Genomic DNA, 13,218 nt, shown 5'->3' on the forward strand with positions numbered 1-13,218 from the left:
ATCACATCCTGAACAGGCCAAACTTCGTGGGTTCAATCGGCGCGTTGGCCGCGGCGGACAACCCAAGGCCCAACACCAGGCGGGTGTCGGCGGGATCGATCACGCCATCATCCCACAGCCGCGCGGTGGCGTAATAGGGGTTGCCCTGGCTTTCATACTGCGCGCGAATCGGCGCGCGGAACTTGTCCTCTTCCTCGGCCGACCAGCTTTCGCCCTTCGCCTCTATATTGTCGCGGCGGACCTGGCTCAGCACCATGGAGGCCTGCTCGCCGCCCATCACCGAGATACGCGCGTTTGGCCACATCCAGAGGAAGCGCGGAGAGTAGGCGCGACCAGACATGCCGTAATTGCCGGCACCATAGGAGCCGCCGATCACCACAGTGAATTTCGGGACGCCGGCGGTCGCCACCGCCGTCACCAGCTTTGCTCCGTCGCGCGCGATGCCGCCGGCCTCATATTTCTTGCCGACCATGAAGCCGGTGATGTTCTGCAAAAACACCAGCGGAATATTGCGCTGGCAGCAGAGCTCGATGAAGTGCGCGCCCTTCAGCGAACTCTCGCTGAACAGGATGCCGTTGTTGGCGATGATGCCGACCGGGTAACCCCAGATATGGGCGAAGCCGCAAATCAGCGTCGCGCCGTAGAGCTTCTTGAACTCGTCGAACTCCGAGCCGTCGACGATCCGCGCGATGATGTCGTGGACGTCGAACGGCTTTCTGCCGTCGGCGGGGACGACGCCGTAGATTTCCTCGGCGGGAAACAGCGGCTCCCGCGACTCGCGCATATTCAGCACCGCGCGCGCCGGCGGCTTCAGCGTGGCGACGATGCGCCGGGCAATCCCGATCGCATGTGCATCGTTCTGCGCATAGTGATCGGTGACGCCGGAGTGGCGGGAATGCACGTCGGCGCCGCCGAGCTCTTCGGCGGATACCACCTCGCCGGTCGCGGCCTTCACCAGCGGCGGGCCGCCGAGAAAGATGGTGCCCTGGTTACGCACGATGATGCTCTCGTCCGACATCGCAGGCACATAGGCGCCGCCCGCGGTGCAGGAGCCCATTACGATGGCGATCTGCGGAATGCCCTGTGAGGACATCTGCGCCTGGTTGTAGAAGATGCGGCCGAAATGCCGCTCGTCCGGAAATATCTCGTCCTGCATCGGCAGGAAGGCGCCGCCGGAATCGACCATATAGACGCAGGGCAGATTGTTCTGGCGCGCGATATCCTGCGCGCGCAGATGCTTCTTCACCGTCATCGGATAATAGGTGCCGCCCTTGATGGTGGCGTCGTTGGCGACGATCACGCATTCGCGGCCCGAAATACGTCCCACCCCGGTAATGACGCTCGCAGAATGGACGTCGCCGCCATAGAGCCCGTGGGCCGCGAGCGGCGATAGTTCGAGAAACGCCGTGCCGGGATCGACCAGCAGGTCGACGCGCTCGCGCGCCAGCATCTTGCCCCGCGATGTATGCCGCTTGCGCGACACGTCGCCGCCGCCGCCGGCGACCACTTTGAGCTTCTCGCGCAGTTCGGCCACGAGACCCCGCATCACGTCGGCATTGCGGGCAAACTCGGAGGACGTAGGATCGATGGTGGAATGAAGCGGCATGATCGGCGTTTCTTTGGATGCGAGGGAGCCGTTGGAATGGCTTCAGGACGGCCGGAGCGTAACGTTCGAGGACGATATGACAGCCTGTATCATCTTTGTCTCGATGTGAAGTTCAAGCCGTCTTTTCAAACAGCTCCCGGCCGATCAGCATGCGGCGGATTTCGCTGGTGCCGGCGCCGATCTCGTAGAGTTTGGCGTCGCGCAGCAGCCGCCCCGTGGGATAGTCGTTGATGTAGCCGTTGCCGCCGAGGAGCTGGATGGCGTCGAGCGCGCATTGCGTTGCCTTCTCCGCCGCATAGAGGATCGCGCCGGCGGCGTCCTCCCGCGTGGTCTCGCCGCGGTCGCAGGCCTTGGCCACCGCATACACATAGGCGCGCGAGGCGTTCATCGTGGTGTACATGTCGGCGATCTTGCCCTGCACCAGTTGGAAGCTGCCGATCGGCTCGCCGAACTGCTTGCGCTCGTGCACGTAGGGCAGCACCACGTCCATGCAGGCCTGCATGATGCCGATCGGCCCCGCCGCCAGCACCGCGCGCTCATAGTCGAGGCCAGACATCAAGACGTTGACGCCACGGCCGACCTCGCTCAGCACGTTCTCCTCCGGCACCTCGCAATCCTCGAACAGCAGTTCGCAGGTGTCGGAGCCGCGCATGCCGAGCTTGTCGAGTTTCTGCGCGGTGGAAAATCCCTTCACGCCCTTTTCGATGAGGAAGGCGGTGATGCCGCGCGGGCCGGCAGTGGCGTCGGTCCTGGCGTACACCACCAGCGTGTCCGCCTCGGGGCCGTTGGTGATCCACATCTTGTTGCCGTTCAGCACAAAGCGGTCGCCCTTTTTCTCGGCGCGGGTCTTCATCGAGACCACGTCGGAACCTGCGCCCGGCTCCGACATCGCCAACGAGCCGACATGCTCGCCCGAGATCAGTTTCGGCAGGTATTTCCGCTTCTGTGCATCACTGCCGTTGCGGCGGATCTGGTTGACGCAGAGGTTGGAATGCGCGCCATAGGACAGGCCGACCGAGGCTGACGCCCGCGAGATCTCTTCCAGCGCGATGCAGTGCTCGAGATAACCGAGGCCGGCGCCGCCATATTCCTCTTCCACCGTGATTCCGTGCAGGCCGAGCGCGCCGATCCTGGGCCAGAGGTCGCGCGGGAACTGGTTGCTACGGTCGATTTCGGCGGCGCGTGGGGCGATTTCGTTCTGCGAAAATGAATGCACGGTCTCGCGGATCGCATCCGCGGTCTCGCCGAGGTCGAAGTTGAGAAGCAGCGCCCTGTTTGAGGCCATCGTTCCACCCTTGCATTTCTTCGAATTAAACGATCATACGTTTTTTTACTATCCTCGCAAGTGGGACCTATTGAGGCTCAAATGGACGCCGCAGACGATTGAAATTACTATATTTTCGTGCCAGAATTATACGACCGCTTGCTCGTTTCCCGAGGCGGCGAACACCCTCCACTCTCAGAGGCCCAATGGCGCGGACGATCGGCTCACACGGCCCCAAGACGATGGAGGCGATCCGTAAAGCCGGGCTGCGCCTGATCTTCGAGCACGGCTACGCCGCCATGAGCCTGCGCCAGCTTGCGGCCGAAGTCGGGATCCAGTCGGGCTCGCTCTACAACCACATCTCGACCAAGCAGGAATTGCTGTTCGTCCTGATACGGGACCACATCAATGAGCTGCTGCGCCAGCTCGATCGAGCTCTGCTCGGGAAACTGGAGCCGGCCGACAAGCTTCGTGCCTTCGTCGCCTTTCACGTCAGCTACCACATGACCAAGAAGCGCGAGGTCTTCATCGCCAATTCCGAGCTGCGAAGCCTGGAGCCGAAGAACTACGAGGAGATCGTGGCGCTGCGCGGTGCCTATGAGCGGCGGCTTGCGGAAATTCTCACCGAGGGTGTCACGGAAGGCGAGTTCGAGGTCGTTGACATCCAGGTGGCGACGTTTGCGATCCTGTCGCTCCTGACCGGCCTCACCGCCTGGTACCGGCCCGGCGGGCGGCTCACCAAGGAGGCGATCGTCGCCGCCCATGAGAAGCTCGTGCTGTCGGGCGTCGCTCCTGGTGCGACGGCTGAGCGGGCGCAAACCAAGCGCGCGCCCTCCCCTGATGTCACGGCTCGCGGCAGGCCGGAGGGCGGATGAGGTGCCGATGACGGAACGTCAACCCCTCGACGAATTCGACCTGAAAATCCTGTCCGAGTTGCAGAAGGACGGACGTATCCGCAATAACGAGCTGGCAGACAGGGTCGGCCTCTCGGAGCCTCCGTGCCGGCGGCGCGTTCGATCTTTGCGCGAGCGCGGCTATGTCAGTGCCATCAAAGCCACGCTCGACGAAAAGCTCCTTGGTTACGAGGTTATTTCCTACGTATTGATTCAGTTGCAGAGCCAGGCTCAGGCGACGTTGCAGGCGTTCGAAAAATCGATCGCGGCGATACCGCTGGTCCAGCAGAGCTGGCGCATTTCGGGCGACGCCGATTATCTGCTCAAATGCGTGGCGCGAAACGTCGAGGGCATGCACCAGCAGCTTCTGCAATTTTCAGCGATGCCCGAGGTCCGCAACATCAGAACCTTCCCGGTACTTGGCGTCGCCAAGGATGCGCCGTTGCCCATATCCCCAAATCCGGCGGCATCTGACCCGTCACAATAGCCTCGCCTGCAACGCGGCCGCGTCGCGACCGCGCCGGCCAGGCTCTCTCAGTGGGTCCAGGGCTCGCCGCGCTTGAAGGCGAAGTTGTCGGCGTAGGCGGCCGGCCGGCGCACCGAATCCTTGGGCTCGATCACCTGGTAGGCGATGCCCTTGCGCTCGCAATAGGCGATCGCGTCTTCCTTGGTGTCGAAGCGCAAGGTGAGCTGCTGCTTCATGTCGGAGGACGAGGTCCAGCCCATCAGCGGCTCGATCGCCTGCGGCTGCTCGGGCTCGTAATCGAGCTGCCATTCCTGGGTCTGGGCCCTTCCCGATTGCATCGCGTTCTTGGCAGGCTTGAAAATGCGGGCGGTCATTGGATGGTCGGGTCCTCAAGCGATATGCGACATGGAAGCGTTTGGTGGAAACGGCCGGGATAGTATACAGACACCTTTCAGGAATTTGATCGGTGATTCCGGAAGCCCGGATGTACCATTTCCGTGCCGGTATAGTCATTATGCCGTACTGTGACAATCCAGGGCTATCCGGCGCCCGGGACCCGGTCTTGCGGCGCGATCTTCCCGAAAGCATCACGAAGCGGCACCCATGAAAATCAACGCCACCCTGCCAGAAAAAGGACGCGACCTCCGGCTCGACCTGTTTCGCGGAGTCGCGAACTGGGCGATCTATCTGGACCATATTCCAGACAATGTCGTGAACTGGATCACCACCCGCAATTACGGTTTTAGCGACGCCGCCGACCTGTTCGTCTTCATTTCCGGCTATACCGCCTCGTTCGTCTATGCCCGGATGATGCTCGAACGCGGCTTCATCGTCGGCGCCACCCGGCTGACCAAGCGCGTCTGGCAGCTTTATGTCGCCCATATCATCCTGTTCGTGATCTATATCGCCTCGATCAGCTATCTGGCGCTGCGCTTTGGCGACTCCGAACTGGTCAACGAATTCAACGTCGCCGTCCTGGTCGACAATGCGACCGAAACGCTGCGGCAGGGCTTGTTCCTGAAGTTCAAGCCGCTCAATCTCGACGTGCTGCCGCTCTACATCGTGCTGATGGGCCTGTTCCCGCCGGTGCTGTGGATCATGCTGCGCCAGCCCAACTGGACCATGCTGGCCGCGATCGTGCTGTGGCTGGTGTCGCGGCAGACCGGCTGGAACCTGCCCGCCTATCCGATCGGCACCTGGTACTTCAACCCGTTCGCCTGGCAGGTGCTGTTCGTGTTCGGCGCATGGTGCGCGCTCGGCGGTGCTCGCAAGAACATGCACATCATCAACGCGCCGATCACGCTGTATCTATGCATCGCCTACCTGATCCTGGCGCTGGTCATGACCATGGCCGGCCGGTTTCCGACGTTCGGCGAGATGTTCCCGCAGTGGCTCTACTCGATGTTCAACCCGAACGACAAGACCAACCTCGCGCCCTACCGCTTCCTGCACTTCGTGGCGATCGTGATCCTGGTCATCCGTTTCGTGCCGAAGGAATGGCCGGGGCTGGAGTGGAAGATCTTCGATCCGCTCGTGGTCTGCGGCCAGCAGTCGCTCGCCGTGTTCTGCGTCGGCGTGTTCCTGTCGTTCGTCGGGCATTTCGAACTGTCGATGAGCACAGGCTCGCTGTTCGCGCAGATCTTCGTCAGCGTGACCGGCATCGCGATCATGACGATCGTGGCCTATTACATCTCCTGGTCGAAGCGGCAGGACAAGCCGCTCAAGCCGGCAGCGCCGAAAGCCGCCTGAGCGGCTTTCGGCTGAATCGCGGCAGCCGGTTCAGGCCGGTTGCGCGGTCGACGCCACCAGCGTCCGCACGTCGGCGTAGATGTTGACCAGCGGCGCGACCACCTTGTGCATCGTGTTCTTCGATACGATGGTGTCGTGCATGACGAGATGATCGACGCCCGTGGTCAGGAAGCAGTTCACGGCATCCTGCGGCGTTTCCACGATGGGCTCGCCCTTGATGTTGAATGAGGTGTTGATCAGCACGGGAACGCCGGTCAAACCCTCGAATTCCTTCAGCAGGCGGTAGAGCATCGGATTGGTTTCTTCGCGCACGGTCTGGACGCGTGCAGTGCCATCGACATGCACGATCGCCGGGATCTTGTCGCGCCATTCAGGGCGAACCGCCTTGGCGATCAGCATGAAGGGCGAGTCTTCCTCGCCTTCAAAAATTTCCTTCATCCGCTCGGCCAGTACGATCGGCGCGAACGGCCGGAACGCCTGCCGGTGCTTCACGCGGCTGTTGAGGATGTCCTTCATCTCACCCTTGCGTGGATCGGCCAGCAGGCTGCGGTTGCCGAGCGCGCGCGGCCCGAATTCCGAGCGGTCCTGAAACCAGCCGATCACCTTCTGGTCGGCGAGCAGTTTGGCGGTGTCGCGGCAGACATTGTCGCTCCTGACGGCGTCGACCTGGACCCGCACCAGAAACTTCTGCAACTCCTTGGCGGCCTCCTGGTCGCTGTAGCGCCTGCCGACATAGGCGTGATCCATCACGAACGCGCGGCGTTGCTTTAGTATTTCGAGCCAGCCGTAGTAGGCGCAGCCGATTGCAATGCCGTCATCGCCGGCCGCCGGCTGGACCCAGACGTTCTCGAAGCCGGCTTCGCGGGCGACGCGCCCATTCGCCACGCAATTCAGTGCAACGCCGCCGGCCATACAGAGGTTCTTCGCGCCGGTGGTTTCGCGCAACCAGCGGGCGCGGGCCAGCAGCACGTTCTCGGTGTCGTCCTGCGTGCGCCAGGCCAGGTCTTCCCAGTGCCGCATCGCCGGGTGTTTTTCCCAGTTGCTGCCGGGTTCGAACACGTAAGGCTGCTTGAAGTCGGCGGTCCAGTGCGGCACGTGCAGCTTGCCGTCGTGCAGTTCGAGCAGATGCTTGACCTGGTCGCGGCGCCCATAAGGCGCCAGTCCCATCAGCTCGCCGCACTTGTTCCAGTCGCCGAAGATGTAGGTCGAGGCGCGGCTGTAGAGCGCGCCGAGCCCGGGCATGGTGTAGAATTCGTCGCTGAGGAAGCCGCGGTCCGGCTCCATCCAGACCTTCTTCAGGCACTCGAGCGTCGTTCCGTTGAACTTGTAGTAACTCTCGGACTCGCGCGCGAGCGGCGTCGCCGTGTCGCTGGCGGGAAAGGATTCCATCACGTCAGACCGGTAGCTGCCGACGCCATCGACGATCATCACGACGCCGTCCTCGAACGGCGACACCGCGAACGCGCTGTAGGCGTGCGCGAGGTGATGGGAGATCGTCACCACCTTGTCCGAATGTTTCAGATACAGCGGATGCTTGGCCGCCTCGTCGCGCTCGAACTCCGGCAGGAAGCCCGGCGCGTCGAAATAGACCAGCCGCTCTTCCATTTCCGGGACCGGCAGGATGTAGCAATTGCGCACCACCAGATCGACGTCGTCGAGCGTAATGCCTTCGGCTTGGAGGCAATAATCGATCACTTCTTTGTAGAAGCCCGAGGCGTGCTTGGCTCGCGTGATCCGCTCCTTGGCGATCGCAAACGCAATGGCGCCGTCGCGCAACAGGCAGGCGCTGACATCATGGTCATAGGTGTTCAGACCAAGGACATAAGTGTGTTTTTTTGGCATGGGGACTCGTCAGGAGAGGATCGTCTTGCGCTGAGAAATGGAAATCGTGTCGACATCAAGTTGCTGGCGTGGCGTTGCCGTAGCTTCTTTCGAAATTCTGCAGCGCACAACCATCAGTGTTCAGCAAGTATTCAGGAAGATGAATGGCGCAACGCAAGATTCCTCGGCAGACCGGCTGTAACTTGACCTTACCTGCCCTTCTCAATAAAGTCCCGAAAGCTTCGAAAGAACCTTGTAAAATATTGTCTTAGCGCATCTGAACCGAAAGCTTTCTCGCGCGTCTTAGTGAGACGGTGCCGAAGTTCAGATGTTTGGAAGTGACCGGGAGATTCTCGAATGGCTAAACGCTACAATATCCTGACCCGCTGCCTTGCAGCGCTGGCCTTGTTGTTCGTCTATGTGGCCAGCACGTCTGCGATTCTGGTAGGCGGCACGACGACGTCCGCGGAGGCGTATCGCGGCAGAGGCAGAGGCTATTATGGCGGCCGTGGTTTCTATCGCGGCGGTCGTGGCTTCTATCGCGGCCGGGGCTTCTATGGTGGGCCCGTCGTTGTGCGTCCTGGTCCGCGCTGCTGGTGGACCCCTTACGGCCGTCGCGTCTGCAGGTGGTGATATAGAACCGATTGCCGTCGCGTAAGACGGGATCCTAAAAGGAATCAGGCGTGCCGATCGGCACGCCTTTTTCTTTGACCGATTGCTTCCGCGCACAGTGAGCGCCGGCCGCGCCCGGCTTAGCTTGCAAGCCGGGGAAGCAGCTTGAGCGCGTTGCCTCGCTCGATCCCCGCCATCTGTTCGTCCGTAAACACCCCCGCCTCGCGCAATCCCTTTACGTGATCGCTGCCGGTCCGGTATGGGAAATCCGTGCCGAACACGATCTGCGACGGCGGAATGAGTGACGCCAGCGCCGACATCGCGGCGCGGTTGGACGTCTGCGCGGTGTCGTAGAAGAATCGCTTCAACTCGGCGAGGGTGCCGTCGGGCACTGTCTCCTTGGCCTTCGGCACCAGCAGCGGATGGCGGACGAAGCGCTCGATCAGAAACGGCATCGTCCCGCCGGCATGCGAGAAGATCCATCGGATATCGGGGAAGCGCCTCGCGTTACCGGAGAAGACGATGTCGGCGATCGTGCGCGTCGTATCGGTGCCGAACTCGATCATGACGGGCGGCTGCGTCGGCGCCAGGTTCACGCAGCAATTGGCCGCGGTGGGATGGGTGTAGACCAGCGCTTTGCGGCGATTGAGCTCCTCCATGAGCGGCAAGAACACGGGATCGCCGAGCCACTTGTCCCCGTAGCTCGTCATCAACGCGATGCCGTCGGCCTTGAGCGTGTCGAGCGCATAGGCAAGCTCGCGCAGGCTGCCTTCAGCGTCGGTGAGCGGCAGCATCGCGAAATTGCCGAACCGCCCCGGATAGTCCGCGACCAGCTTTGCGGCATATTCGTTCGACTCGCGGCAGAGCCTTCGTGCCGTATCGCCCTTGGTGAAATTGACCGCGGGCGTGGTGACGGACAGCATCGCAGTGGCGATGCCGGCCTTGTCCATATCGGCGAGCGATTTCTCGATTGTCCAGTTCTTCATCAGGGGATCGCCGAAGCCGCTGTCGTTCGACGCGGTCACGTAGCTTGGCGGAGAGAGATGATGGTGAACGTCAATCCGGAACGGCTTTGCGTCGGCGGTTTGTGCCGCTGCCCGGCCACCACCGATCGCCGTCGTCAGCGCCAGCGCGCCGGCACCGAGCATGAAGCCACGCCGGCTTGGTGCGGCGAATGACTGATTTGAGTGACCACAGCAGAAGCATCCCCGTAGCGGGGCCGTGCGCAAATCCGTCATTCGTTCTCTCCCCGATCTTGTTGTTGTTGCGTGCAGCCTTCAGCCGTCGAGAATGGCGACCGCCCGGGTCCAGCCGGCAGATGCGCGCTCGATCTTTACCGGGAAGCACGACACCATGAAGCCGGTCGACGGCAATTGCTCGAGATTGTGCAGCTTCTCGAGGTGACAATAGCCGATGTTGCGGCCGGCCTTGTGGCCTTCCCAGATCAGGCTGGCGTCCTTCGTCTCGGCATATTTCTTCGCGGTGTAGACGAACGGCGCATCCCAGCTCCAGCCGTCGATGCCGGTCAGGCGCACGCCGCGCTCCAACAGATACATCGTCGCCTCGTAGCCCATGCCGCAGCCGGAGGTGACGTAGTCCTGCCGCCCGTATTTGGCGCCGGCGCTGGTATTGACCACGACGATCTCCAACGGCGACAGCGTATGGCCGATGCGCTTCAATTCCGTTTCGACATCCTTGGCGGTCGCGACGTAGCCATCCGGAAGATGCCGGAAGTCGAGTTTCACACCCGGCTGAAAGCACCATTCCAGCGGCACCTCGTCTATGGTCCATGAACGCTCGCCGCGGTTCATGGTGGGATGGAAATGCCAGGGCGCATCCAGGTGCGTGCCGTTGTGGGTGGAGAGCGATACCTGCTCCACCGCCCAGCCCTGGCCATCAGGCAGATCTTCCGCCTTCAAACCTTCGAAGAACTGCAGCATCCGCGGCAGGCCTTGCTGGTGATCGATGTACTGGATGGTCGGGTGGTTGCCGGGCGGATCGGCCGGCACGTCGTTTTGCAGGGGGACGGAAATGTCGATCAATCTGCGCGCCATGGCGGTTCCTCGCTGGATGTTCTTTTTGTGTAGCGTGGTCGCAAACGGCTATTGCCGCTCGACCCGGTTCTTCAAGATGCCGATCTTTTCGACTTCGAGTTCGATCGTGTCGCCGTGCTCAAGATACCAGCCGAGTTCGAGCCCGCAGCCATTGCCGACGGTGCCGGATCCGATGAATTCGCCGGGCATCAGGGTCTCGTCCTGGCTGACATGGGCGATGATCTCTTCGAACGAGAATAGCATGCCCTCGGTCACCCCTTGCGAGCGCATCTCGCCGTTGACGCGTGCTTCCATCTTCAACTTGTAGGGATCGCCGATCTCGTCCGGGGTGACGATCCACGGGCCCATCACGTTGCCGCCGTCGAAACTCTTTCCCTTCGCCGGACCTAGCCGTCCCTCCATTTCAATGCGCTGGGCATCGCGCGCGGAAAAGTCGTTGAAGATCGTATAGCCGAAGATGTGGTCTTTAGCCTTGGCGGCGGAGATGTTGGCGCCCTTGTTCCTGGTGATGATGCCGAATTCGAGCTCATAGTCCATCACCTGGCTGTAGCGCGGCCATTTCACCGTGGTGTTGGTCCCGCGCACGCTGAAGCGGTTGGTGATGTAGTAGATCGGCTGCTTGCGATAGACCTCCGGCAGTTCGCCGAGCGGCTCGGCCTCGATCCGCGCCAGCTCGGTCATGTCGCCCTTGGCGCGCGCGGCGAGTTTGAGCTGCCCGCGCGGGGCCTGCAGGATATGCAGTGGGAACGACATGCCGTCCCGCATCTGCCGCGGCTCCGGGACCGGCGCCAGTATCTCGGCTGTCTCGGTCTTGATGGACAAGCTCTCGTCCTTGCCGTGCTTGTCGAATGCCTTTGCCGCCTGTTCGAGCGCGGCGTCGCCGGCATCGATCAATGCCAGCATCGATGCGAAGGCCGGATCGGCGCTCCCGCTGCGGTTAGCAGCTGTCGCGAGATCGAACAGAAGCGTGTCGCCCCCGTGCACGATGCCGATCTTTTCCTGACTGCCGGATTTGAATGTCGCGAGTTTCACTGGATGCACCCCTTGTTTTCTTTCAAAATATATGATCAAAAAAAATATCGATAAACAAGACAGAAAAATGTGTAGTGGGAGAACACCGTGGAAAAGGTCCTTGCCGCCCTTGCGGTCAGCGTGGCGCTGACCGGCACCGCCTTTGCCCAAGCCAAGATCCAGGTCGGTTGCACGGCGACTTCGGACTGCGCCTCGGCAATGATCGCGATCGACGAAGGCATTTTCAAAAAGCACGGGCTCGAGGTCGAGATGACGCCGATCGGCATCAACTCGAACATCCCGGCGGCGATCCTGTCGAATTCGATTCAGATCGGCGGGCCGACCTCGACGGTGTTTTTGCAGGCCGTCGACGGTGGGCTCGATCTCGTCGCTATTGCGGGTGCTACCACCATGAGCCCGGTGTCGAACGGCAACATCACCGCCTTCGTCCGCAACGGCATCACCATCAAGGAGCCGAAGGATTTCGTCGGCAAGAAAGTCGGAGCGCCGGGGCTAAACGCCTTCCTGCATGTGCTGTTCGTGAAATGGCTGGTGGAAAAAGGCGTCGATCCCAAGGGCGTCAATTTCGTCGAGGTCACCTTTCCGACGATGGCCGATATCATCAAGTCCGGCGGCGTCGACGCCGTGCTGACCGCTGAGCCGCTGGTGACGCGGATGACCAATGCCGGCCTTGGTTCGGTCGGGGCGCGCTATGCGGTCGAACTGGCGCGCACCGATCCGATCATCTTCTACGCTGCCTCGCGCGAATGGGCGGAAAAGAACGCCGCGGCAATCAAGAAATTCCGCGATGCGCTCGCCGAATCCGCCGAGATCGTCAATAATGACCGCGAAAAGGCGTCGAACTCGATTGCCAAGTTCACCAAGCAGCCGATCGAACTGGTCAAGGCGACGCCACCGAACCGTTCCGAACCGGCGCTGAAGCCTGAGCAACTCTCTTGGTGGATCGAGGTGATGTCGTCGCAGAAGATGCTGCAATCCAAACTCGACACATCGAAGCTGGTCCTGAAATAGCAGATTGCACGATGCCTGCTTCCGAACGCCAATTGAACCGACCGGTGACCGAGGCCGCTACCTTGAGCGAGCGCGCGGCCATGCTGGTCGAGCAGGACATCCTTGCCGGCAATCTGGCGCCGGGATCGCGGCTCGGCATCGTCGACCTCGTGCAGCGCTACGAGATCGGCGCCACTCCCTTGCGCGAGGGCCTGTCACGGCTGATGTCGCGGGGGCTGATCGTGGGCATCGGACAGCGTGGCTTTCGCGTCGCCGACATCAGCCGCGAGGATCTGCTCGACATCACCTGCATGCGCACGGCGGTCGAAGTCGAGGCCATCAGGCTCGCCATCATCCATGGCGACGATGCCTGGGAGGCCAGCATCGTCAGCGCGCTGCACCAGATGCGCCGGCATATCGAGCGAACCGGCGATGAGTTCCGCGAGGGCGCCGAGGACTTTGACCGGCTGCACAAGGGCTTTCATACCGCGATATTGGCGGCTTGCGGCTCAAAGCGTCTGCTGGCGGCCCATTCGGACCTCTACGACCAGGCCTACCGCTACCGCCGCGTGATGATGCGGTCGTTCGACAGCGGCAAGAAGTTCGTGCGCGGGCATCAATTGCTGGCTGACCGGATTATCGCACGCGATATTCCCGGCTCCCAGGCCATGCTGGAAGCGCATCTGCGCTCGACCCTCAATTTCGTCTATCCTCCCGGCAGCGAGAGCTGA

At 61.8% G+C, this 13,218-nt stretch carries 13 protein-coding genes; 6 read left to right on the top strand and 7 right to left on the bottom strand.

Translation table 11 applies throughout. The features are described 5' to 3' along the window. Nucleotide 1: 1 nt before the first annotated feature. On the bottom strand, nucleotides 2-1,606 hold the full coding sequence (locus V1277_RS32645; RefSeq protein WP_334419844.1) for a carboxyl transferase domain-containing protein: 1,605 nt from the start codon (nucleotides 1,604-1,606) through the stop codon (nucleotides 2-4). Between the two features lie 112 nt (nucleotides 1,607-1,718). Further along, the gene (locus tag V1277_RS32650) at nucleotides 1,719-2,891 is read right to left on the bottom strand and encodes an isovaleryl-CoA dehydrogenase (protein ID WP_334419845.1); all 1,173 of its coding nucleotides are present in this window, start codon (nucleotides 2,889-2,891) and stop codon (nucleotides 1,719-1,721) included. 185 nt (nucleotides 2,892-3,076) lie between these two features. Here V1277_RS32650 and V1277_RS32655 point away from each other — a divergent pair, with 185 nt between their 5' ends. Further along, nucleotides 3,077-3,745 carry a TetR/AcrR family transcriptional regulator gene (locus V1277_RS32655; RefSeq protein ID WP_334419846.1) on the top strand — a complete coding sequence of 223 codons (669 nt, stop codon included), beginning with the start codon at nucleotides 3,077-3,079 and terminating at the stop codon, nucleotides 3,743-3,745. A gap of 7 nt (nucleotides 3,746-3,752) precedes the next feature. After that, a complete protein-coding gene (locus V1277_RS32660) occupies nucleotides 3,753-4,250 on the top strand; it encodes an Lrp/AsnC family transcriptional regulator (RefSeq protein WP_334420518.1) in 498 nt (165 codons plus the stop codon). Between the two features lie 47 nt (nucleotides 4,251-4,297). On the opposite strand, the gene V1277_RS32665 is transcribed toward V1277_RS32660, so the two are convergent. After that, nucleotides 4,298-4,603 (bottom strand): ETC complex I subunit, encoded by a 306-nt coding sequence (locus tag V1277_RS32665; protein WP_334419847.1) that lies wholly within the window; start codon nucleotides 4,601-4,603, stop codon nucleotides 4,298-4,300. A 229-nt stretch (nucleotides 4,604-4,832) separates the two neighbouring features. Between V1277_RS32665 and V1277_RS32670 the strand changes: the two genes are divergently transcribed. Beyond that, nucleotides 4,833-5,978 carry an OpgC domain-containing protein gene (locus V1277_RS32670; protein WP_334419848.1) on the top strand — a complete coding sequence of 382 codons (1,146 nt, stop codon included), beginning with the start codon at nucleotides 4,833-4,835 and terminating at the stop codon, nucleotides 5,976-5,978. Nucleotides 5,979-6,008: 30 nt separating this feature from the next. On the opposite strand, the gene V1277_RS32675 is transcribed toward V1277_RS32670, so the two are convergent. Continuing rightward, nucleotides 6,009-7,820: a carbamoyltransferase family protein gene (locus V1277_RS32675; RefSeq protein WP_334419849.1), complete on the bottom strand. Its 1,812-nt coding sequence runs from the start codon at nucleotides 7,818-7,820 to the stop codon at nucleotides 6,009-6,011. A gap of 336 nt (nucleotides 7,821-8,156) precedes the next feature. Between V1277_RS32675 and V1277_RS32680 the strand changes: the two genes are divergently transcribed. Beyond that, the gene (locus V1277_RS32680) at nucleotides 8,157-8,432 is read left to right on the top strand and encodes a hypothetical protein (RefSeq protein ID WP_334419850.1); all 276 of its coding nucleotides are present in this window, start codon (nucleotides 8,157-8,159) and stop codon (nucleotides 8,430-8,432) included. Nucleotides 8,433-8,551: 119 nt separating this feature from the next. On the opposite strand, the gene V1277_RS32685 is transcribed toward V1277_RS32680, so the two are convergent. The 3 genes from V1277_RS32685 to V1277_RS32695 all read right to left on the bottom strand — a co-directional run bounded on the left by V1277_RS32685 (nucleotide 8,552) and on the right by V1277_RS32695 (nucleotide 11,497). Further along, nucleotides 8,552-9,559: an amidohydrolase family protein gene (locus V1277_RS32685; RefSeq protein WP_334419852.1), complete on the bottom strand. Its 1,008-nt coding sequence runs from the start codon at nucleotides 9,557-9,559 to the stop codon at nucleotides 8,552-8,554. Nucleotides 9,560-9,688: 129 nt separating this feature from the next. Next, a complete protein-coding gene (locus V1277_RS32690) occupies nucleotides 9,689-10,465 on the bottom strand; it encodes a cyclase family protein (protein WP_334419853.1) in 777 nt (258 codons plus the stop codon). Nucleotides 10,466-10,513: 48 nt separating this feature from the next. Next, complete coding sequence (locus tag V1277_RS32695) at nucleotides 10,514-11,497, bottom strand: fumarylacetoacetate hydrolase family protein (protein ID WP_334419855.1); 984 nt, start codon at nucleotides 11,495-11,497, stop codon at nucleotides 10,514-10,516. A gap of 87 nt (nucleotides 11,498-11,584) precedes the next feature. Between V1277_RS32695 and V1277_RS32700 the strand changes: the two genes are divergently transcribed. After that, nucleotides 11,585-12,508 (top strand): ABC transporter substrate-binding protein, encoded by a 924-nt coding sequence (locus V1277_RS32700; RefSeq protein ID WP_334419856.1) that lies wholly within the window; start codon nucleotides 11,585-11,587, stop codon nucleotides 12,506-12,508. An 11-nt stretch (nucleotides 12,509-12,519) separates the two neighbouring features. After that, a complete protein-coding gene (locus tag V1277_RS32705) occupies nucleotides 12,520-13,218 on the top strand; it encodes a GntR family transcriptional regulator (protein WP_334419857.1) in 699 nt (232 codons plus the stop codon).

The sequence above is a fragment of the Bradyrhizobium sp. AZCC 1588 genome (assembly GCF_036924735.1).
Classification (GTDB): domain Bacteria; phylum Pseudomonadota; class Alphaproteobacteria; order Rhizobiales; family Xanthobacteraceae; genus Bradyrhizobium.

Coding starts and splice junctions, on each gene's coding strand:
- V1277_RS32665 (WP_334419847.1), bottom strand. CDS start 4,603: ATGACCGCCCGCATTTTCAAGCCTGCCAAGAACGCGATGCAATCGGGA.
- V1277_RS32660 (WP_334420518.1), top strand. CDS start 3,753: ATGACGGAACGTCAACCCCTCGACGAATTCGACCTGAAAATCCTGTCC.
- V1277_RS32675 (WP_334419849.1), bottom strand. CDS start 7,820: ATGCCAAAAAAACACACTTATGTCCTTGGTCTGAACACCTATGACCAT.
- V1277_RS32685 (WP_334419852.1), bottom strand. CDS start 9,559: ATGCTCGGTGCCGGCGCGCTGGCGCTGACGACGGCGATCGGTGGTGGC.
- V1277_RS32705 (WP_334419857.1), top strand. CDS start 12,520: ATGCCTGCTTCCGAACGCCAATTGAACCGACCGGTGACCGAGGCCGCT.
- V1277_RS32650 (WP_334419845.1), bottom strand. CDS start 2,891: ATGGCCTCAAACAGGGCGCTGCTTCTCAACTTCGACCTCGGCGAGACC.
- V1277_RS32645 (WP_334419844.1), bottom strand. CDS start 1,606: ATGCCGCTTCATTCCACCATCGATCCTACGTCCTCCGAGTTTGCCCGC.
- V1277_RS32690 (WP_334419853.1), bottom strand. CDS start 10,465: ATGGCGCGCAGATTGATCGACATTTCCGTCCCCCTGCAAAACGACGTG.
- V1277_RS32680 (WP_334419850.1), top strand. CDS start 8,157: ATGGCTAAACGCTACAATATCCTGACCCGCTGCCTTGCAGCGCTGGCC.
- V1277_RS32670 (WP_334419848.1), top strand. CDS start 4,833: ATGAAAATCAACGCCACCCTGCCAGAAAAAGGACGCGACCTCCGGCTC.
- V1277_RS32655 (WP_334419846.1), top strand. CDS start 3,077: ATGGCGCGGACGATCGGCTCACACGGCCCCAAGACGATGGAGGCGATC.